This is a genomic window from Mesorhizobium vachelliae, from assembly GCF_033977325.1.
In the GTDB taxonomy this organism is placed as follows: Bacteria; Pseudomonadota; Alphaproteobacteria; order Rhizobiales; family Rhizobiaceae; genus Mesorhizobium; species Mesorhizobium vachelliae.
In genome coordinates this window covers 1-19750 of sequence record NZ_JAVIIR010000035.1, presented here as the reverse complement: position 1 = coordinate 19750, position 19750 = coordinate 1, and the positions used below count along the sequence as shown (strand labels likewise).

The 19750-nt window shown below is 60.4% G+C and carries 16 protein-coding genes and 7 pseudogenes; 3 read left to right on the top strand and 20 right to left on the bottom strand.

Annotated elements, in window-relative coordinates:
* Positions 1 to 38 precede the first annotated feature (38 nt).
* The 11 genes and pseudogenes from tnpA to RFM41_RS33215 form a co-directional block, all read right to left on the bottom strand.
* Complete coding sequence (gene tnpA / locus RFM41_RS33255) at positions 39 to 392, bottom strand: IS66-like element accessory protein TnpA (protein WP_320230349.1); 354 nt, start codon at positions 390 to 392, stop codon at positions 39 to 41.
* Between the two features lie 1128 nt (positions 393 to 1520).
* The gene (locus RFM41_RS33250) at positions 1521 to 1889 is read right to left on the bottom strand and encodes a tyrosine-type recombinase/integrase (protein ID WP_430691597.1); all 369 of its coding nucleotides are present in this window, start codon (positions 1887 to 1889) and stop codon (positions 1521 to 1523) included.
* A 217-nt stretch (positions 1890 to 2106) separates the two neighbouring features.
* The gene (locus RFM41_RS33245; RefSeq protein ID WP_320253392.1) at positions 2107 to 2427 is read right to left on the bottom strand and encodes a site-specific integrase; all 321 of its coding nucleotides are present in this window, start codon (positions 2425 to 2427) and stop codon (positions 2107 to 2109) included.
* Positions 2424 to 2630, bottom strand: a complete 207-nt coding sequence (locus tag RFM41_RS33240) for a hypothetical protein (protein WP_320253393.1) — start codon at positions 2628 to 2630, stop codon at positions 2424 to 2426. The genes RFM41_RS33245 and RFM41_RS33240 overlap by 4 nt, the downstream gene beginning before the upstream one ends.
* Complete coding sequence (locus RFM41_RS33235) at positions 2623 to 3165, bottom strand: tyrosine-type recombinase/integrase (RefSeq protein WP_430708747.1); 543 nt, start codon at positions 3163 to 3165, stop codon at positions 2623 to 2625. The genes RFM41_RS33240 and RFM41_RS33235 overlap by 8 nt, the downstream gene beginning before the upstream one ends.
* The gene (locus tag RFM41_RS34320) at positions 3161 to 3844 is read right to left on the bottom strand and encodes a tyrosine-type recombinase/integrase (RefSeq protein WP_430708745.1); all 684 of its coding nucleotides are present in this window, start codon (positions 3842 to 3844) and stop codon (positions 3161 to 3163) included. Before RFM41_RS34320 ends, RFM41_RS33235 begins: the two co-directional genes overlap by 5 nt.
* A 20-nt stretch (positions 3845 to 3864) precedes the next feature.
* On the bottom strand, positions 3865 to 4080 hold the full coding sequence (locus tag RFM41_RS34315; RefSeq protein ID WP_430691601.1) for a tyrosine-type recombinase/integrase: 216 nt from the start codon (positions 4078 to 4080) through the stop codon (positions 3865 to 3867).
* A 579-nt stretch (positions 4081 to 4659) separates the two neighbouring features.
* Positions 4660 to 5886: an ATP-grasp domain-containing protein gene (locus RFM41_RS33230; RefSeq protein WP_320253395.1), complete on the bottom strand. Its 1227-nt coding sequence runs from the start codon at positions 5884 to 5886 to the stop codon at positions 4660 to 4662.
* A gap of 222 nt (positions 5887 to 6108) precedes the next feature.
* A pseudogene (locus tag RFM41_RS33225) lies at positions 6109 to 6294 on the bottom strand (ATP-binding protein); the annotation flags it as partial.
* Positions 6290 to 8395 carry a recombinase family protein gene (locus RFM41_RS33220; protein ID WP_320253396.1) on the bottom strand — a complete coding sequence of 702 codons (2106 nt, stop codon included), beginning with the start codon at positions 8393 to 8395 and terminating at the stop codon, positions 6290 to 6292. The pseudogene RFM41_RS33225 and the gene RFM41_RS33220, both read right to left, overlap by 5 nt.
* Before the next feature lie 480 nt (positions 8396 to 8875).
* Positions 8876 to 9625: an ATP-binding protein gene (locus RFM41_RS33215; protein WP_320253397.1), complete on the bottom strand. Its 750-nt coding sequence runs from the start codon at positions 9623 to 9625 to the stop codon at positions 8876 to 8878.
* A gap of 73 nt (positions 9626 to 9698) precedes the next feature.
* Here RFM41_RS33215 and RFM41_RS33210 point away from each other — a divergent pair, with 73 nt between their 5' ends.
* Positions 9699 to 9935, top strand: coding sequence for a hypothetical protein (locus RFM41_RS33210; RefSeq protein WP_320253398.1), 237 nt, complete (start codon positions 9699 to 9701; stop codon positions 9933 to 9935).
* Here the strand turns inward: RFM41_RS33210 and RFM41_RS33205 are convergent.
* The 5 genes and pseudogenes from RFM41_RS33205 to RFM41_RS33185 form a co-directional block, all read right to left on the bottom strand.
* Positions 9930 to 11114 carry an IS91 family transposase gene (locus RFM41_RS33205; RefSeq protein ID WP_320253399.1) on the bottom strand — a complete coding sequence of 395 codons (1185 nt, stop codon included), beginning with the start codon at positions 11112 to 11114 and terminating at the stop codon, positions 9930 to 9932. The two genes, RFM41_RS33210 and RFM41_RS33205, sit on opposite strands and share 6 nt — an antisense overlap.
* 33 nt (positions 11115 to 11147) lie before the next feature.
* Positions 11148 to 12028: pseudogene (locus tag RFM41_RS33200) on the bottom strand (site-specific integrase).
* A gap of 1193 nt (positions 12029 to 13221) precedes the next feature.
* Positions 13222 to 13440 (bottom strand): annotated as a pseudogene (locus tag RFM41_RS33195) (hypothetical protein); the annotation flags it as partial.
* On the bottom strand, positions 13437 to 13649 hold the full coding sequence (locus RFM41_RS33190; protein WP_320319345.1) for a hypothetical protein: 213 nt from the start codon (positions 13647 to 13649) through the stop codon (positions 13437 to 13439). The gene RFM41_RS33190 and the pseudogene RFM41_RS33195, both read right to left, overlap by 4 nt.
* A pseudogene (locus RFM41_RS33185) lies at positions 13650 to 14092 on the bottom strand (IS21 family transposase); the annotation flags it as partial.
* A 78-nt stretch (positions 14093 to 14170) separates the two neighbouring features.
* Here RFM41_RS33185 and RFM41_RS33180 point away from each other — a divergent pair.
* Positions 14171 to 15628: pseudogene (locus RFM41_RS33180) on the top strand (ISNCY family transposase).
* Between the two features lie 248 nt (positions 15629 to 15876).
* Here the strand turns inward: RFM41_RS33180 and RFM41_RS33175 are convergent.
* From RFM41_RS33175 to RFM41_RS33170, 3 genes and pseudogenes are all read right to left on the bottom strand, one after another.
* Positions 15877 to 16201 (bottom strand): annotated as a pseudogene (locus tag RFM41_RS33175) (SDR family NAD(P)-dependent oxidoreductase); the annotation flags it as partial.
* A gap of 118 nt (positions 16202 to 16319) precedes the next feature.
* Positions 16320 to 16571: a LysR family transcriptional regulator gene (locus RFM41_RS34310; RefSeq protein ID WP_430708746.1), complete on the bottom strand. Its 252-nt coding sequence runs from the start codon at positions 16569 to 16571 to the stop codon at positions 16320 to 16322.
* A 429-nt stretch (positions 16572 to 17000) separates the two neighbouring features.
* Positions 17001 to 18008 carry an isopenicillin N synthase family dioxygenase gene (locus tag RFM41_RS33170; protein ID WP_320253401.1) on the bottom strand — a complete coding sequence of 336 codons (1008 nt, stop codon included), beginning with the start codon at positions 18006 to 18008 and terminating at the stop codon, positions 17001 to 17003.
* A 365-nt stretch (positions 18009 to 18373) separates the two neighbouring features.
* Between RFM41_RS33170 and RFM41_RS33165 the strand changes: the two genes are divergently transcribed.
* Complete coding sequence (locus tag RFM41_RS33165) at positions 18374 to 19081, top strand: methyltransferase domain-containing protein (RefSeq protein ID WP_320253402.1); 708 nt, start codon at positions 18374 to 18376, stop codon at positions 19079 to 19081.
* Positions 19082 to 19261: 180 nt separating this feature from the next.
* On the opposite strand, the pseudogene RFM41_RS34305 reads toward RFM41_RS33165, so the two are convergent.
* A pseudogene (locus tag RFM41_RS34305) lies at positions 19262 to 19639 on the bottom strand (Ros/MucR family transcriptional regulator); the annotation flags it as partial.
* Positions 19640 to 19750 lie beyond the last annotated feature (111 nt).

Here is a 19750-nt window from a genome sequence, read left to right as displayed (position 1 = left end):
GACCGCCAACCAGATCCGCACCTGGCTCGGAACCGGGATCATGAAACGCCCAGCGCCTTCACCATCGCCGCCGCCAGTGTCGGTGGCGTGGTCAGCGGAATCCGCAGCCGCATCTTGCCGGCGATCTCCAGCTCGATCACCGCTGGTGGCGCCGCCGGCCTCGAAGTGGCGACAGGCTCATCGGGAACCACGACCACTTCGGCAAAGCCCGTCTCGCGGGCTCTCATCGTGCGGCGCCACTTATAGATCAGGCTGGTCGCGACATCGTACTGACGCGCCACCGCCGCAACCGTGGACCCGGGCGCGAATGCCGCGGCCAGTATCCGGCACTGATCCTCTTCACTCCAACGACGCCGACGCTCAGGCCCGGTCAATAACGTCACATGGCTCATGCTGTGCTGCTAACTACGCTCGTAAGGACGACCTTAAGAGCGCAGCATCGCTACCGTGCCCTGCTCGCGCAAGGCGGCCCTCGCCGGAGGCGTACGTCGAACGCGACCTCACGCGCGTCAGCAAAAGCATCGAACGCCTGGTGACCGCCTACCAGGAAGCTCCCCTGTCTTTGGACGAACTACGGCGCCGCATGCCCGAACTGCGGGCCTGCGAACAGCGACTGCGAGCCGAGCTGCAGGCGATCCGCGATCAGGCCGCCGACCGCATGTCATTCCTGCGATTGGCCGAGACATTGACTGCTTTCCTCAGCGTCTGCGGCAATCGGCCGAGACTTTGGACATCTGTAGTCGCCAGAGAATCGCCCGCCTACTACTGGTCAAGGAGGTCTTGGTGGACGACGACACCATCACCATCCGTCACTCGATCCCGGCGCAACCGACTACGCCTGCGACCGGCAGCGAACCTCCCTCCTCAAATGGTAATGCGCCGTCCTCCGACCGAAGTTACCTTTTGCGTTGAGGGAGTAAGCAGTCCGCTCCTCGCCAATATTTTCCTGCACTACATCCTCGATCTCTGGGCCCAGCCGATGCAGAGGAGATGCTGTTGGCTCTTGAGGCGCGGCTGGCCGGCTTTGGCCTGACGCTCCACGAGGACAAAACGCGGTTAATCGAGTTTGGCGGTTCGCGGCCCTCTCACGACAGCGGCGTGGCGAGCGGCGACCCGAGACCTTCTCTTCTCCTTTCTGGGCTTCACCCACTACTGCGGGCGTACCCGGGATGGCCGGTTCATCGTGAAGCACAGGACGGAAGTTGAAACGCCTGACGCAAGCTGACGGCGCTGCGCCAGGATGCCTGGCGGCTCCTGCACGCGCCATGGCTGCGCAGCACAGGTGGTTCGCCGCCGTTCTGAGTGGACACTACGGCTACTACCGCAGGCCGCACAACTATCCAGCGCTCAACGGATTCCATCGGCAAGTGCGCCGGATATGGCTGCGCTGTCTGAGTGAGACGGCGCAGCCAGAAAAGCCGGCGCATGGGCTGGTCGGAGTTCGAGACGCTGACGGCGCGCTTCCCCTGCCAACTCCGCGCATCACTCGAACTTGGGCGCAAGCATGGATATGACGCGGGTTACTCTCGGGAAGAGCCGGGTGCGTAATGTGGCTTCGGTAGAGATGTGGCGTCGGCCGCCGCGGGCCAGAGGCGGCAGGCCGGTGAGGACGCCGAGCGCCACATAACAAAGCGGGTTACAGGGACCGAAGGAAGCATCAGCGCCGGTTGATCACGCCATCGTTTTGGGATCTTGCCGAGACTCGGCGCCTCGCATTTTTCGAGCGCCTTAGCCTTGGTCTCGAAGTCGACCTCTGCATAGACGTTCGTGGTGTCCAGCGAGACGTGCCCGAGCCATCCGCGGACTGTGTTGATGTCGACGCCGGCGCGCAGGAGATGGATCGCCGTGGTGTGGCGGATGGAGTGAGGGCTTACGCGCTTTGTTGCCAACGACGGAATTTTGGCGACGACCTTGAGGCCATAACGCTCGACGGCGGTATGGATCCCGAAGCGAGTGATGGGTGGCCGCAGCGATTGAGGAAGACGGATCGAGAAGGGGCTCCGTCAGCAACGAGTGCCCGTAACTCGACGACGGTGGCGGTCCACAATGGGCAGTATCGTTGCTTGCCGCCCTTGCCATGGATTTTGACGCTGGGGGCGTTCAGGTTCAGGTCCGCCACCTTGAAACGCCGACCGCCTCTGACGCTCTCGCACCAGTGTTGTAGAGGAACAGCAGCAGGGCGTAGTCGCGCCGACCCTGCTCCGTCCGCCGATCTGGAGCGGCGAGCAAGTGGTCGATCTCCGCCTTTTCGAGGTAAGGAACGACCGCCTGATCGGTCTTTTTGAATGGGATCGAACGAATCTGGCCCGACCATTCGATACGGACCGGGCTATGCTCGCCGACAAAGCCAGCGAACGCCCGAACGGCGGCAAGACGTTGATTGCGGGTGGCGATCGAACATCGACGCGTCACTTCGATATCGGTCAAGAAGGCGCGGATTGCTCGGCCGATAGATCGACGACATTCAGGCGATCAATAGACTTGCCGACCCGCTTCGCAACGAACAGGAGAAGCTGACATAAGCCGTCGCGGTAACCCTGCTGGGTGTTGCGGGCGAGATTGCGTTCGGCAACCACGTGTTCGAGTAGGAACCGCCGGATCCAGGGGCCAAGGAGCGCCTCGTCACGCATTGGGCATCTCCATGCTGGCGTCACGCAGAAGGTCCGGGGTCAGGGTTAGGTATCGCTGCGTGCCCGAGATGTTGACGTGGCCAAGGTAGGTGGAGAGCTTGGGCAGAAGCCGTTGGACGTTGGCGCCTTGGCGATACCAGGAGAGGAGGCGGTGAACTGCAAAACTGTGTCGAAGGTCATGCAAGCGAGGCTGATGTCGCGGCCCGGCGCCGGCGCACACGACATTGGCTTTGACGCGTAATCGGCAGAACACCCTTTCAGCGTGTTGCAGGGTCACAGGGGCGCCCTGGCACGTGAGGAACCATAGGGATTCTGGAGACTGGCCTTCGCGGCGGCGAGAAGCGTGCCGGGATAAGATGCGCACGAGGTCATGGCCGATCGGAGCCAGTCGGGTTTTGTAAAACTTGCTCTCGCGGACGCACAGGACCCCTTCCTCGAGGTCGACGTCGGCCAAGGTGAGGGACAGTGCCTCGCCAAGGCGAAGCCCTGCGCCGTAAAGGAGAAGCAGGAGCGTTCGGTATGTATCCGGATCAATAGGACAGCGAGGATGGTCGATCAGGACGACGGCATCGAGTCCTCGCGGGAGTAATATAGGGAACGAAGGCTTCCGTCGGCTTGGGGACGGCGCGTGGCAACGGCCATATGTTTGTATGCCCCCGGGCAATCGCGAACCGATAGAAGCCCGCCAGAACAGAATGCTTTCGTTCCCAGAAACGGGTCACCGCGCCGCGTCCCGCCAGAAAGGCCAACACTCGGTCGGCCGTCACCTCCGGCAGAGGTCTGTCGCCGACGAGTGACAGAACGACTTGAGCGTGCGCACCTCCGTGCGGAAGCGCATTCCGAGTGCTTGCCGGTGATAGACAAAGCTGGCGATAATTTCTGAAAGGATCATGCCAGTCCTCCCAGATCGAACGCCCCGACCTCGCGCAGCCGGCAAGATCGACCCTGGCGTAGGTGCCGGTCGCAAAGGCGCTGCGATGGCCGAGATGATCCCCGATCTCCTTCAGCCTCAGACCTTGCGCAACAAGATGGGTGACGCAGGCGTGGCGAAGTCCATGAGGGCCAAAATGCATCGACTGAACGCCTAGGGCGCTCAGTCGGCTTGCAACCACATGGTACACTGCGCTCGCCGACAGCGGCCGGAACGGTGCCTTGAGGGTGAGGAAGACCTCACGGCGACGGCAGCGGGGGCGCACCAGCTGAAGGTAACTCACAACAGCGTCGCCGACGGAGGTCACCAGGGGTAGTATTGCGTCTTGCGCTGCTTGGACCGGGTCACCTTGATGACCTCTCTCGTCCAATCGATGTCTTCGAGACAAAGACCGCGGACTTCGCCGCTTCGCAGTCCGTAGATCGCGAGCAGCTTTAGAATCGCGCGGTCACGGACGTCACGCGCGGTCCTGTCCCTCGTGCTCTCAAGGAGCCGCACATCGGGCCATGCCGGGCCCATCGGCAAGCTTCTTCCCTGAACAGTCGCGGCGCGTCGATCGCTGCCGGCGATTCCGGGGCAACACCATTGTCGACGCTGAGCATGGCGGAAGAACGCGCGCAGGGCGTGCGCGCTCGTCGCGACCGACACCCGAGACCACCCGCCACGACCCTTTACGTCGAGGTGGGCGAGTCGTTCCAGTCCCCGAAGGTGCGTTCGGAACCGATCGGCGCACCGCCTAACTCATTCTGGCGCGACGGCGTTACCAGCCGCGAGCCACAACACGCACTTGCGACAGGACCCGATCTCGATTTGCCGCGAGCCTGGGAGACACGCCTCACGCATCGAAGGCCGTATCGGCGGATCAAATCTTATCCGAAGAGGCCGAGCGGGCATGGCTTGAGGCCGAGGCAACACTTTCGGCAGTCACGGTGCTCCAGGGGCTCATGAGTGCCGGCGGAGCGAATCATCCTCCGCAGCGACTGGATGAATCGCGCGGGTCATGTCGGCAGCACCACGCTCGGTAACATTCTCCGGTGAGGCAATAGGCGGTCAAATCCTCACTTCGCCTGATAGGAGGGTAACAGCCGCAGATTGTTCCTATTCACCAACGGTAGGAAATGGTGTGATCGACCAATCGATCAAGTCGACGGCACGCTGCAGTGTTGCCCCGGTCTGAGCACGGCGAGGTGAAGAGGCGATGACATGTCCGATCGTGTCTCGGTAATTGCCTTTCCTGATGATCAGCGTTTTGGGTTCGAAGTAGAATTTGACCTCAGCGACACCTGACACAGCAGCCGCTCGACTGTCGCCACCGATCCAATCGAGGGTACCATCGCGATCAGCAACCAGGAACCGCGCGGCCGCTGTGTGGGAGTGCCTTCTGCGCAAATCCCATTCGTCGCCGGTGACCAGCTTGATCTGCTCGGTGATTAGATCGATACCGTAAGCCAGATGAACCAGTTGGGGAACGGGCGTGCCACCCATACGCGGATTGACTTCAATGACGACTGGGCCACGCTTCGTCCACCGGAGTTCAATGTTCGTTGGCCCCCAGCCAAGGTCGAGAGCTCGCAAACAGCTCAGCGAAACATTGACGATGCGCTCATGTTCGTCATCAGTCAGCAAGGCTGGATAGGCCCACTCACGATAGACAAAATACGGGGGGGGGCCGAAGTCACCAGTGCCAATCGCAATGACCTCATCTCCCATTATGTCGGCTTCGTAGTGAGGGCCTTGTGCGAATTCTTCGACCAGTATCATCGGCGAGGACCGCCATATGTACTCTCCGCCCAACAGATGGGCCGTATGTTCGGCTACCTCGTCGGCGTTGCGGCACAATCGCACTCCAGTACTGCCACCGTCTACCGTTGGCTTAAGAACCACCGGTAGGCCGATCTCCGCGGCAGAGCTTTCGACGTCTCGCGCAGTCGTCGCCACGCGATAGGCAGGCATTGGAACGCCGGCCTCCGCAAGGAGCTGACGTTGAGTGAACTTGTCGCAGCATCGTTCAATGGATGCAGGGTTCGGTCCCGGTAGATCGAAATGTCGGCAGAGCTTGCCAATTGTCGCATAAAACATCGATCTGCCCATAATGCCAGCAATATCGTAGATCGCACGTAGCCGGGAACATTCACGGATCAGCGCATCGAGATTGCTAGTATCGACACGGATTGCCTCAGTCCCTTCCGTCACTAGATACTGGTTGCCAGTTGCATCAGCCGAAAGAGTAATTGGATGAAGTCCAAGACGCTGGGCCGCTTGGACGCACAGCAGACCACAACCCCATGGTCCCCCTTCAACCAGAATGAGCGCTTTTCTTCGCATTGCTGTTGACCCTCTGTTGCGAGCTGTGCGGTGGTCAGAGTGTAGATCGGCACCACCTATTTAGCCGTGTCTTCCGTCAGACTTGCGATGAGATACCATTGTCGGCGCTCTGCGGTTGCAAAAAGTCTGTAAATTTAGTTGAAGGTCTGTTGAACGTTTTGGTTGCCGGTGGTCTGGCACGCAGCGTCTCGTTGCGCATTTCGCTGATTGTGAGCAGGGATTTCACGCGATCATGAGCAGCCGCTTCGCCCGACCTGTTCTTGATTCAGGTGTTTGCGGCTTCGTCAAGAGCGTGGGCGCGGGCGTTGTTTTTCGCATGCTTTCTCCGGTGAGTTGAAGGCGGTGAGCGTTGTGAACGAGGCGATCCAGAATCGCATCACCGAGCGTGGGATCCGCGAATACTTCATGATGCACCTTTTCTCGATCGCCTGGTCCGTTGCAGGCGGCGTTGAAGTTGATTGATCTGGTCGCTGGAAAGGCTGATCTGCCAAGGCTGGCCTTTCGTGCTTTGCCGACCGTGGACAAGGCCCTGGGCGAGGTAGTCGAAGATGGTTTGAGCCGTCACGCCGATCGCGGTGGCTGCGCCCTGTACAGAGTAGGTTCCGTCAGGCCAGCGCGGCGGATTGGCTGCGACGCCGTTGATCTTGGCTGTGGGGATTCCCCAACGGTGGCGTAGGAGCCAGATGTTCTCATACCTGAACGGCTTGCCTCGCGCCGAGCGGACGCCCTCGTCATTCAATTTTTTGGCGATTTGCCTGTCCATATCGCCCGCAGCATTGAGTTGCGTGATCAGCTCACGCACAAGCTCGATCTCGCCATAGTCTCGATCGTAAGATTGAACACGGCGTTGGATTTGGTGTTCGCTGGTTGCGCCAGTCTGCCAGAGAATCCTGATGGCGACCTGGCCGCGTACCTTTTTCTGGTTGAGAACCACCTCCTGCATGATGAAGCGCAGGATACGTTTGCGGTCTTCTGGCTGGGTGGTTTCTGAGTGCCAGATGGCCGGCAAATTCTCGGCGAGTTCCTGAAGCGCGGCGTGATCCGCCGCCTGTAAGACCAAGGGTTCTCGGTCGCGCCACCGGCGATATTCCTGCTCGATCTCATCGACCACGCGCAGCTTGTCTTCCCATGCCTTTTCCAGGGTTCTGGCGACGAGACGATTTTCCGGTTCTACGGCGTCGTATTGTCGCCGAGCCCGCTCGGCGTCATACCGCGAGCGTTCCCGCCGTAGCGCCCATTGTTTCTCGAGGCTCCGTGTTTCCTCCGCAATCTCGTCGAGCGCAGCGATGGCGATGGCGATTTGGTCAGGTTCCAACGCCTTCAGGAGGGTTTGGGCGACCAACTCATCTACTGCGGGCGCCCGAACCTCCTGACAGAGAGAGCTGCCTGTCTGATTGCGGTCCGCCAGGCAGCAGTAGACGGGGCATGCATTGTCGGGGCCGCTGTAGCGCACGGTCATCCGCCGTCCACACTGGCCGCAGACCGCCAAGCCCTGCAGCAAAGCAATGCCCTTGCGCGGCGCGCCGCGGTGGCCGGCCTCGTATCGATTGGTGTTGTCGGCGAGGCGTCGCTGATTGGCCATGAACTCCTCCCAGTCAATATAACCAGGGTGTGCGTCTTTGATGCAAACATCCCAGTCGTCGATGGCCACCTTCGAGGTTGCGCGGTGCGAACCCGGACCTTGGCGGACCGCATTTATTCGGCGCCGGCCGTAGACATATGCGCCGGCATAGGCCGGGTTGTGCAAAATATAATGGACGTGGGCGATGGTGGCGTCTCGCCACACCAGCTCATGGGGCGCCGGCCCGCGAAGCGGCCGCACCGGTACGCGTAGGTCGTGCGTGCGCAGGTAACGCATAACGCGTCGCGCGGTCTGAAGCTCTCTAAATTTGTCGAAGATCAGACGCAGCCGAGCCTGAACCTCTTCATCAGGGTTGAACACGATCTGGCCGGAGCGGTTGTAGGCCAAGCCACCTGGCAACGGTATGCGAAGCTCGCCCCGCGCCGCCTTCTGCCGCTCCCCTTGATGCAGGCGGATGCGGATCTGGTGCAACTCCGCTTCGCTCATGATCCCCGAGAGCCCTAACAGCAGCCGGTCGTGATAAGCGCAAGGATCGTAGAGGCGTTCACCATCGGCGATGACAACGCCGAACAATGAACACAACTTGAGGAGTTGATGCCAGTCCCGGTTGTTGCGCGCCAATCGAGATGCATCGAGGCTGACCACCAGACCTGCGTTGCCGAGCCCGATCTCGGCGATGAGCCGTTGGAAGCCGCCGCGCTCGACTTGGCCGTTTCCTGATTTTCCAAGATCCTCGTCGATGACGACAACACGATCCGGCGGCCAGCCCAATCTGACGGCGCGGTCCACCAAACTGTACTGAAGTTCGGTGCTTTCCTGGTGGTGGCGCACCTGGTTTATTGAGGATTGGCGCACATACACGTAAGCGAACTTTGAACGTCGGACGGCCGTGAGCCGCTCGTCAGGACCGCTCGGAATAGCCAACATCAAACCGCTCCCTCGCCGCTGGCGCGTTCGGCGGCATCCGGCGGATCAGCGTCGCGAGCATCTGCGCGACCTGGTGCTGAGATACCGGTGGGAGATTGTTCCAAAGGCTGGGCGTATCTGGCTTGATCATTACCAGTGGAACACTGGTCTCCGGTAGAGACACCGCAATCCGATGCGCCAAAGCATGAGCAACCATCGCAACTCGCTATTGAGTTACTAAAGGTGATTCGCGCATAATACACTAAAGGAAGCAAAGTCCGAACGGATATTAACTTTCCCTGCGCGCTACGATGTTCGCCATCATCATCGCTAGCAGGCGACAAATCCGTCACTGACCGGCGGATATTGCGTGGCCGTCCATCCGGAAGGCGGATGACAACAAAGGCAGGTCCGCGCCCCGATCGAAGTGATGCCACCTCAAACCGCTGTCCACAGAGCGCGTGTCGACGGTCAACCACCGTGACATGAGACACCAACCGATCAATAATAGGGGTATCCTGCGCTGCTTGAGTCGCCGATGACGTCATGCCAGTGCGGCACGGGGATTTGGCTGGTGACGATTGTGGAAGCGCGGCCGTGGCGATCGTCGAGGATCTCCAGGAGGTCGCGACGCTCGGCTGCATTGAGGACCGACAGACCCCAGTCGTCGAGGATAAGGAGTTGAACGCGCCCGAGCGTCTTGAGCAGGCGGCCATAGCGCCCATCGCCACGCGCTAGCGCGAGCGCCTCAAAGAGGCGCGGGACGCGATGATAGAGCACCGATCGATTGTCGCGGCAGGCCTTGTGGCCAAGGGCGCAGGCGATCCACTCTTGCCCAGGCCGGTTGCGCCGGTGGCCAGCACGTTCTCGTGGCGGTCGATCCAGTCGCCGGCCGAGCCTGGCGAAGACGGCGCGGTCGATGCCGCGCGGGATGCGCAAATCGACATCTTCCACACAGGCGCTCTGGCGCAGCGCGGCGAATTTGAGGCGTGTGGTGAGCCGTTTGGTGTCGCGCTCTGGACCAGCAGCCCGATGCGCTCCTCGAACAACAGGGCATCGAGACCCGGTGATCGTCGCTGCTCCTCGAAGGCCTTGGCCGGGCGCACCGGTAGCCGCATCACCATCGCAGCCGGTCGCTAGAGGGCCGTCTGCGACTTTCGACGCGAGCGCAGCGCTTGGGAGGCTTTGATCCTCGACCATCATAATAGAGAGCGTTTTTAGGTTGGCGGCGCTGTCGTGGGTGGCTGTCATGCGAGCGCCAGCATTAGTTGCGCCGGTAAGCTAAAAACGTGTTGGACGAAGCCGTGGGCGCGACGTTTCTGCTATGGGTTTTGAATGCTTCGCCCTTGCGCATGCTGGCGCTGATTTGCCCGAGGCACGTAACCAATCGCAGCCTCATGATGAACAGTCCACGTCAAAGCGCGTCGTCGTGAGAGGCAAGGACGACAAGAACGAAGTGTCGACCAGCCAATTCGGCAAGTCCGGCAACAAGGTGCCCGTTGCCCGCCGCGGCGGGCAACATGTCGAACCGGCGATGGTTGCGTGCAGCGGCTCGTCATGACGTATCCGAAAATGGCACGGTCCTTGACGCCGCCGGCTCCAGCACCTCGACGCATACCATCAGCCCCTGGTGGCAGGTCGGGCACTCGCGCAGGGATCTTCCGGTCAGCTTCTCGACCTTGTCGCGATAGTCGGCGCTGTCTTTTGGTTCGGCCTGTGCATCGGCTTGCGTCATCCCAAGCAGTTCGCGGCAACGGGCAAGCTTCTCCTTGCGATGGCGGTTGCCCAGGAGCCCGTAATATCGGATGCGCTTGAACCCGTTGGGCAGAACGTGGACCAGAAAGCGTCGGATGAACTCGCCGGCCTCCAGCGTCATCACCTTCTGCCGGTCACCGTCGCGGTAGTCTTTCCAGCGAAAACGGACCTTGCCGTCCTCGATGTCGACGATGCGGCTGTTGGCTATCGCCACGCGGTGCGTGTAGCGCCCGACATAGGTCAGCACCTGCTCGGCACCGGCAAAGGGGGCCTTGGCGAAGACCACCCAGTTGATGCGGCGCACCTGGTTCAGATAACGGCGGAATGCGGCGGCGTCGCTGAGCCCCGACAATGACGAGAAGAAGCGTAGCTTGCCGGCCGTGAAGGCCTTCTGCAGCTCTTCCAGGAACAGCCGGCGAAACAGTCGCGAGAGCACGGCCACCGGAAGGAAGAAGCCGGGACGGCATGCTATCCACCGGCTCCCGTCCGGCGACAGCCCGCCGCCCGGGACGACGCAGTGGAGGTGGGGGTGATGGGAGAGGTTTTGCCCCCAGGTGTGAAGCACTGCGAAGAACCCGATCTGGGCGCCGAGATGCTTGGGATCCGCAGCGATGGTACGCAACGTCTCGGCGGTCGCGCGGAACAGGATGTCGTAGACCGCCGCGGGATTCTGGAAGGCGATCGCCGCGATCTCGTCGGGCACGGTGAAGACGACATGGAAATATTGCGTGTCGAGAAGTTCCGCCCGGCGCGCTTCGACCCAATCCGCGCGCGCGAGCGCTTGGCACTTGGGGCAGTTGCGCGACCGGCAGCTGTTATAGGCGATCCGTCGCTCGCCGCAGCGATCGCATTGTTCGACATGGCCGCCGAGCGCCGCCGTCCGGCAGCGCTCGATGGCAGTCATGGCCGCGCGCCGTTCGGTCGACAGCGACGCCCCATGCTGCTCACGCCATGCAGCACCATAGCGACGGAATATATCCGCCACCTCCGGACCCGATCGCCCATACTGGGACGGCCGTCAGAAATGTTCGGGTGGTAGCGCTGGTGCCGGCTTGGGCACCGGCCGTGGCAACAGCTCCAGCGGGCTCGTCGCCGCGCAGACCTTGCTGGTTGCGATCCGCAGGTATTGCGCGGTGATCGACAGGCTGCGGTGGCCGAGCAGGAGCTGGATGGTGCGAAGATCAGTGCCGGCCTCGAGCAGGTGACAGGCGAAGGCATGTCTCAGGGAATGAGGGGTTACAGGCTTGGTGAGCTTCGACAAACGGTGCGCCTTGCGACAAGCAAGTTCGACCGCGCCGGTTGTTATTGGCACGTCCTCGAAGGCACCGGGAAACATCCACGTCTTCGCCGCAGGGCTCGCCAATAGTCGATCAACCTCTCCAGCAGCCGGGCCGACAACATGACGTAGCGGTCTTTCTGGCCTTTGCCCTGATCGACCCGCAGTACCATCCGCTGTCGATCGATGGCCTCCGGCCTCAGGTGCACCGCTTCCGAAATGCGCAGGCCGGCGGCGTAGCATGTCGTCAGGATCGCCTGGTGCTTCAGGCTCTCCACGCAGCCGAGGAAATGCAGCACCTCTTCGGGGCCCAGGATGACGGCAAGCGTCTTCGGCACCTTGGGACACGGAATGATGAGATCGAAATCCCATTCGAAGCCGAGCGTGACGCGATACAGGAAACGGAGCGCCGAAACGGCCACACTGATCGACCCCGGCGCCAGCTTCTTCTCATTTGTCAGATGGATCTGGTAGGTGCGGACATCTTCCGGCCCGAGCAAGTCAGGCGACTTTGCGAAATGACGGGCAAACTGCGAAACCTGCAGCAGGTACGAGTCCTGTGTATGCAGCGACAGGTTGCGGATCTGCATGTCGTTCATCATGCGTAGTCGAAGCGGCGTCATTGGAGGCTCCTTGAGAGTGACACTGCGCGTGTGGGCAGCAGCACACCTTGCCTCAAGCAAGCCTCTGTGAATGCGGGCGGCTGCGTCCGGCCAATCATGCCAGGATGCTTCGCTTCCGTCTGATCAATGACCTCCGTGCAAGCCTCTCCCGCGAAGCGGGTTCGTCCAAAGGATATATTGCTAGGCCGAGTTTGAGAGGAATCAGCACCTGATCGCCGACAACGCCAATGGTCAGAGATTCAGCGGCGAGAACGGGAGTTCGGGGCGTTACCATTGTCGCGGCGGCCAGCTCAACCATGGTGGCGCCCCATGCACTCGTCGGCGTGCGAATTGATCGCGCCATCGGCACCGACGTGATCGAGCGAGTCCAACCATTCGGTCGAAGCAGCGATCAACGCCGTTGAGGCGCGGCGGCTCGAGAACGCGGAGAAGCGGAGGCAAATCGAGCTCGCCCTTGAGCAGGCGCGCTACGAAGCCGCCCTCGCGCGGCGGCGGTGTGAGGCCGTAGATCCCAACAATCGCCTTGTGGCGGCCGAACTCGAGCCCCGCTGGAACGAGCGCCTGCTTCGGCGCGCGCGCTGGAAGATCAGCGCGACACGCTTGCAGCCGCTCCGCAATCGTCGCTCTCCGCCACGGAACGAGAACGCCTACTTGCACTCGGAGCTGATGTCGAGCGGGCCTGGAACAGTTCTGGTGCGACGCCAGCGACCCGCAAGCGGATTATTCGCACGTTGATCGACGAGATTGTTGTTCGCGTCGAGGAAGACGCTCTCGGTCTCGTCATTCGTTGGCAAGGCGGTGATCACACGCCTTTACGCGTGCGCAAGAACCGCGCCGGCCAGCATCGGTGGGGAACCGACGCTGACGTGGTCGAACTCGTGGCCGTATTGGCTCGACAAACGCCGTATCAAGCAATTGCGGCGGTGCTCAACCGGGCTGGCAAGAAGACCAGCAAGGGCAATGATTGGACCCGTTCCCGCGTGTGCTTCCTGCACAATCACGGCCGCATTCCACCGTACCGAGAGGGCGAGCGTGCCGAACGAGGTCAGGTAACGCTCGTGGAGACGGCCAAGATCCTCAACGTCAGTGAAGCAACGGTCCGGCGAATGATCCAGGAGAAGCTTCTGGCGGCCTGGGCCGATAGCGAGATGAGCACTATGAATCGAGATCGAGCGGCCCGAACATGAGGACGTTGGCGGCAGGTGCGCCTCGGCGAGATGCCTTTCGATCCTGCGATGGGTACGTTCGCCCAGTTCATGCTCGGCAATGGCCGAGAGGAAGCGCGCGGCCGGCCACCCCTCCCGATCCGCCTGTTCGGCAAATTGCGGCCAGAGCGTCTTGATCGTCGGCAGCCTCAGTTCGTTGAGCATGATGCCGAGACGAGCTTCGTCGATAGTGGGGGCGCCCTTCATGCGGCTTCCCCCGCATACGTCGTGGCGATCAGGGCTTCATAGCCATTGAGCGACGCCAGTTGCACATGAACGGTCGGCAACCGGGCCGGGTCCGGAGCGAAGAGGGTTCGCAGGGCGGCCATGTCGGGCAGGTCGCCGGCGTCGAGCGTTCTGGCAAGCTCCTCGGCCAGTTCACGCTCGCAACCGCGATCATGGGCCAGTGTCAGCAACAGGCTGTCGCTGCGGTGACAGAGCGGCGTGCCGCCAACAGACCACAACGCGTTTTGAATCCCTTCGGCCAGGGCGAAGCTTTCGCCGCCGAGGATGACATGGGCGTGCTCAAAGCCCGACCAGGCGAGCCGAAACTAGTAAAGGAGGTGGTCGAGCGGCTGACCGGCGATCGTTACGCCGAGGCCGCTCATGTCGCTAAAGTCTGACAGCCCCAGTCGGCCGGGCTCGTGTCTCTGGCGGAAGATCACCTCCTGTGCCTCACCGTGAACAGCCGCCATGACCGGATCCGTCGCTCAAGCGTACGGCGAATGCCTTCGGACAGTTCCGGATGGCGCCGCAGCATCTCGTCGTAAACGGCGACGGCACGGATGCCCGGAGCGGCCTTCAGAAGAGGAACGACCTCCGCGTCGAAGATATGCTCAAGCGGATCGGGGCGACGCCGGCCGCGCGGCGGCGCATTGCCTCGTCGAAAATGTTCCTGAATGTTCAACCGTTGCCTCACATAAGAGCAGGGGCAACCATGGGACGGCTGAGCATGGCGACACGGAAAGAACTGACGGCTGCGGTTTCAGAGCCCTATCGTGCTTCGACGCGAGCGGAGAAGGCGAGAATTTTGGATGAGTTCGTAGTCGTCACTGGCTTTCACCGCAAGCACGCGATGCGGCTGTTACGGCGCGGTAAGGGGCCGTTTTCAGGCCGGCCAGCGCGGCCGCGGATTTATGATGAAGCGGAACGCAATGCGCTCATATTGCTATGGGAGGCATCTGACCGCGTCTGCGGCAAGCGGCTGAAGGCGTTGCTGCCGGTCCTTCTCGAGGCGATGGAACGGCACGGTCATTTTGACCTAGCGCCCGAAATCCGGGGCAAATTGCTGGCGATGAGCGCGGCCACGATCGACAGGACGCTGGGACCGATCCGAGCAGGCTTGGGACGTCGCCGACGACGGCCCGCAGCGCACGCCGTACAACGGAGCATTCCCATTAGAGCCTCGGCGGATTGGGACGATCGAGCGCCAGGCTTCGTTGAGGCGGACCCCGTAGCCCATAGCGGCCCTTCGGCTCGCGGCAGCTTCATCCAAACCCTCGGACGGAATGTGCGCCGCTGCTGGTTCGCGAACAGACGCTGTTGAGCACGGTGCTCACGGAATTGCGCAAGCAACTGCCCTTCGCGCTTCTCGGCCTGGATACGGACAACGACACCATTTTCATGAACGAGACGCTGAAGGACTACTGCGACGCCGCCAACATCGTCTTCACGCGCTGCCGCCGCTATCGCAAGAACGACCAGGCGTTCGTCGAGCAGAAGAATGGCGCCAGGATGGTCGGATATCGTCGGTTCGAGGGGCTCGAGGCCGCCGCGCTGCTAGCGAAGCTCTACCGGTCAGCGCGGCTGTTCGTGAACTTCTTTCAACCGTCGTTCAAGTTGATCGCGAAGCAGCGCGACGGCGCGCGTGTGCGCAAGACGTACAGTCCGCCGGCTACGCCGCATCAGCGTCTGGTTGCCGACGCTCGCACGTCAGACGCAGTCCGCTCCCGTCTGCAGGAAATCTACGCCGGACTCGATCCTGTCCTGCTATTGCGCGATATCCGCGCCATGCAGGAGCGGCTCGCTGCGCTTGCCGACACTTCGCCGGCCGTGCGCCCTGACGGCGCAGCCCAGCCGATCGACCTTTTCCTGGCGACTTTGCGGACTGCCTGGAGGGAGGGTGCTATCCGGCCGACGGATCGCCCGATTGTGAAAGCCAAAAGAGGGCGGCGGCGTCCTGACCCTCTCGTCAAGGCGACTGCCGACTTGCGAAATTGACTTCGAAGCCGAACCATGGCGGACCGGCAGCGAACTTCTGTCACGACTGCAGGCCGTGTGTCCCGGCGACTACCCGGACAAACTGCTTCGAACACTTCAGCGTCGGCTGAAGGTCTGGCGCAGCGAACAGGCGGACGCGTTGCTGTTTGGCAGGGAGATCGGCAGGCCACACTGAGGCGCCGCGGCGCTCGCGAAGGAGGCCGGGCGCTGCGAAACCCCGGCCATCTCCGCGCCCGGCCTCCTTCGCCCCAAGCCGGGAGCAAAATGGATGAGGCAACGCTTGAATCTCGAGAAGCATCGTTACGTGAGGCAATACGGAATCTCACCTTGATTGTCGCCGCGCAGCTATGGGGATTGTAGCCCTGCAGAGCGATGGGGAAACACAGCACGACTCATCATGAAAGCGCCGGTAGAGTTCACGCGAAAGATACGGTCGAAATCCTCCGGCGTGACGCCTTCGAGGTCGCCGGGTTTTTGGGACTTTGTAGTGGCAGCATTATTAATAAGGCCATCGATGCGCCCCCATTCGCTCAATGGCCAGTTTGCGGCAATCTTCGTCCGGTCCTATGTCGGACTGTACGACGATGGCCTCAACACCCTCCGCCTTGATTTTTGTATACGTTTCGTCGGCTTCCTTTTTGCTTCGGCAATAATTAATCGTGGCGTTCCAACCCCGCGCTGCAAGATTGACAGCACAAGCCGTGCCGATCCCCGTTGCCGATCCCGTTACTATCGCTACTTTGGCCACGCTCTGTTTTCCTACCTTTAGGTTTTTTGATGGATCGAGAGAGCCTGGATCGCTCGGCGATACAGCAGCGCTCTGGTTGTCAAGGGCTCATCGCTGTCAAGCTGCTAAACAAGCATAGTCAGCTCTGGAATGATCGTCCCCGCTTCACTCTGTTAAGGATATCCGAGGTCCTACAGAAAGTATCGGCAAGTACCCTGTAAAGGTCTCTACCAGGTCTGGTGAACGTTACGCGGGTCCCGCCGGTGGCGATCAATGAGAGGCCGAGTTCCTCCTCAACCGCTTTGATCTGCCGGTTGATTATGTCAGAAGCCCTACCGAATTCGGAAGCTACATGTTCAATCGACCTAAACCGCCCCAACGCCTCGAACATCTCAAGCTCTGCTAGGCAGCGGAGACCGTAATACGGATGATCCATCGAATACTCAACCAGACGAATTGCACGGGACAACAGTGGCTCGCCTCGGCATCGTTCGCCGCCGCGAGCCTTAACGGACAAGAACATTGCAGATCGGATCCACTCGTCTGGACGTCACCACCGACGCAAGTCCGTCTGCCAAGAATAACTGCAGGTCGCGTGCCGAACCCTTGCACTCGAGTTTCTCCGTCCGTTGCGAACCGCCGGTACCAAAGCTGGCTCTGTTCCCGACACTGCTGTCTAGTTCCGGACAACACCGTCAATCCTGCGATCTCCTCGACGAAGAACGACTCGTCTAAGCCGCTCGACGCGGGCCAGGCCTTCACCGGCGGCCAGTCTAATTTGGGGCCAGTTCCCGAACCGGCGCGCTTCTGTCCCTACGTGTCAGCGTGGCCCCGAGGTTTTTTGCAAATGCGGGAAACTCTGGACGAAACGCGCAAATTTATGCGCACCACAGCAGATCGGTTGATAGCGCGCCGGGCTATCGGCCGAAACGCAGCTCTCCAAAGGGGCGAAAACGGCATCATAGTCGGCGTCGACAAAGAACGGAAGCGAATAGCGCCCGCACCCAGAGGCGTTTATAACTCTATGCAGATTGGCTATATAACGGTCATTCGTCAATTTTTGGATCAGGTCACCGATGTTGATGACGAATGCCCCGGGTATCGGATTGCCTTCAACCCAAATGCCTTCGCGGTTCATAACTTGAAGTCCCCCTACGCTGTCCTGAGCCAGAATGGTAAGATTGCCATAGTCAGTATGCGCCCCAATGCCGATCATTTTGTCGTCCACGAACCCGGTCTGGGGTGGATAATGTAGCAAACGCTGGATAGTGATTGGTCTTTTCATCCTCGGCTCGAAGAAATCCATCGGAAGATCAAGGCTAAGTGCGATACCACTCAGGAGCTTTATCGAAAGCTTCTTCATTGCCTCGTGATAGGTGAATACGGTCATACGGAAACCGGGCAGGGTAGCGGGCCACTGGTTGGGTCCGAAGAATGGCCCTTCTATCGTTGGTCGCTCAGGACCAATATCAAAACCCTCCTTCAGATCCTTCGTTTTGGAGGGGTCGGTATTCTCGCCGAAATATTCGATGTAACCACGCAGCGCGACACCGGAATTGCTGATATGCAACTTCATTTTTTCTTCGACTGGCTGTTCGAAAAACGATCGCGCCTGGACAAAGGTCTTCTCCACCAGCTCTCCGGGTACTCCATGGTTCTTGATGTACATGAACCCGACATTGGCAAGTGCCCATCTGATTTCCTTCGCCACGCTTCCCGGGTCGCTTCCGTCAATTAGACCCGCGACGTCGACAAGCGGAACCTTATCGAAGGGTTGCCGACACGCGCGGAGCCGGTCATGAAGTTGAGCTGTATTAGACTTGGTCATGCGGTCCATCCACGGGAAATCCGAAATCTACTGGTGCTGTAAGTTGCGCCGATCTCCGTGATTTGAAGTAAGATAGCTAGATGCATCGTGCCGGTCAAAATGATAGGCACCAAAATTGCGAAGTGGTGTTACATGTGAATTAATTATTATGGAGCGAATCTTGAATGCCTGTCGCAAAAATGTAGCCAATGTTAATATAAAATATATTGCGTCAGCCATTCAGAGTGCGAGACTGGTCTGCGTCATGGAAGTCCGACTGGCACGTGAATGGCTAGTTGAACCAAGTTGCGGATTTGCCTTAGGACTCTAAAAAGGCTCTGCGGCATGAGTGGCTTGCTTCCATTGCGCTAGCCGGAGAAAAAGCAATGAACACTTCGCATGAACAGCAAGCATCTGAGCAAGCAGCACAAGAGCGGATCAAGGCTTCACACCAGCTCGATGGGGATGCCGTCCGCTTGGCCCACTATTATAGCGGATGGGCCAATTCCTACAATTTGGATGTTGATCGCGACCGATACTGTGGTCCCGTGGTGGTAGCGGAACTGGCGGCTACCATGCAGGCAGCCTACATGGATGAAAATCGAGCAGCCATGGCAATCCTTGACGCAGGGTGTGGAACAGGCCTCGTTGGCCGGCAGCTGGTGCGTCTCGGTTTCCAGTTGATCGACGGGTTCGATCTTTCTGAGGCAATGGCCGAAAAGGCCCGACAAACTGGCATTTACCGGCAAGTGCAAAGCAAAGTGGACCTAAATCAGCCGCCATTGGGTTTTTCGGGCGCGAGCTATGACATGACCGTCTGCTGCGGCGTGTTTACACTAGGGCATGTCCGGCCCCGCGGACTACGCGAATTAGTGCGCGTCACGCGCCCGAACGGATTCGTCATCGTTAGCACCCGCAAAAGCTATGCAGAGGCTACATCGTTCGAAAACGAGGTGCTGTGTCTGCAAAACGAGGGTACAGTAGCGCCCGCCCAATGCCTTAACGATGGCAAGTACCTCGACGAAGAGGACGCGCACTACTGGATTTTCCGTGTGCCCAAAACGCCGACGCCTCAACAGACCCGTCGCTCATGATCGGGTCAACTGCGTTGATTGGGACGATATAAGGGGGGGCCGAGCACGTCACTTCCAGTCTGTTGACGCCCACAAAGCCAAGTTGTTTGAAGGGAAAGGCGAGATTTGTTCCGCCTTTTATGTAGGACGCAGATTAGGCCGATGGCAGCCGCGCGTCAGATCGAACCTCGATTGCGGAGCTCAAACCGCGACCGTAGTTTGCGCCCGCTTCGCCGACTCGGACGTTTCCGGGTCTTTCGGTTTGCGGCCAAGCCCCATCGTGTTGGCCAAGGGCCGAGCGCGCCGCGGCGTAATTCGGCGCTACCATAGGGTAATCCTTCGGCGGACCTCATCTGGCGCTACTACCATCCGGCGTGACCCATAGGGGGTCGACAGGTGGCGCTTCAGCGACTTGAATTTTTCCCGCACTCCAGGGAAATGATGTAGTGGGGTGTCATTGACTTCCTGATCGCTCGTTTGAGAGGCTGTAGCTGTTCTGTCTGTGGCCGTGCCTTTGAGCACTGCATGCACTTGGCCGGTTAAACTGGATAGATTTCCCACGGGGACCGGATTGCTGGAGGATCATGTCCCGGGATGTGGTGTAGCTGGCGGCATTGGTCGCCGTGCTCTCCGGCAAGCGCCGGAATGATCAGCGCGCCACTGCCGGCAGGCTGATGAGCGGATCATCGC

What these genes read in the sequence shown, in the direction of transcription:
- RFM41_RS33210 (WP_320253398.1), top strand. Translation starts at nt 9,699, where the DNA reads ATGGGTTTTGAATGCTTCGCCCTTGCGCATGCTGGCGCTGATTTGCCC.
- RFM41_RS33215 (WP_320253397.1), bottom strand. Translation starts at nt 9,625, where the DNA reads ATGACAGCCACCCACGACAGCGCCGCCAACCTAAAAACGCTCTCTATT.
- RFM41_RS33220 (WP_320253396.1), bottom strand. Translation starts at nt 8,395, where the DNA reads ATGTTGGCTATTCCGAGCGGTCCTGACGAGCGGCTCACGGCCGTCCGA.
- tnpA (WP_320230349.1), bottom strand. Translation starts at nt 392, where the DNA reads ATGAGCCATGTGACGTTATTGACCGGGCCTGAGCGTCGGCGTCGTTGG.
- RFM41_RS33165 (WP_320253402.1), top strand. Translation starts at nt 18,374, where the DNA reads ATGAACACTTCGCATGAACAGCAAGCATCTGAGCAAGCAGCACAAGAG.
- RFM41_RS34310 (WP_430708746.1), bottom strand. Translation starts at nt 16,571, where the DNA reads ATGTTCGAGGCGTTGGGGCGGTTTAGGTCGATTGAACATGTAGCTTCC.
- RFM41_RS33230 (WP_320253395.1), bottom strand. Translation starts at nt 5,886, where the DNA reads ATGCGAAGAAAAGCGCTCATTCTGGTTGAAGGGGGACCATGGGGTTGT.
- RFM41_RS33240 (WP_320253393.1), bottom strand. Translation starts at nt 2,630, where the DNA reads ATGCGTGACGAGGCGCTCCTTGGCCCCTGGATCCGGCGGTTCCTACTC.
- RFM41_RS34315 (WP_430691601.1), bottom strand. Translation starts at nt 4,080, where the DNA reads ATGGGCCCGGCATGGCCCGATGTGCGGCTCCTTGAGAGCACGAGGGAC.
- RFM41_RS33170 (WP_320253401.1), bottom strand. Translation starts at nt 18,008, where the DNA reads ATGACCAAGTCTAATACAGCTCAACTTCATGACCGGCTCCGCGCGTGT.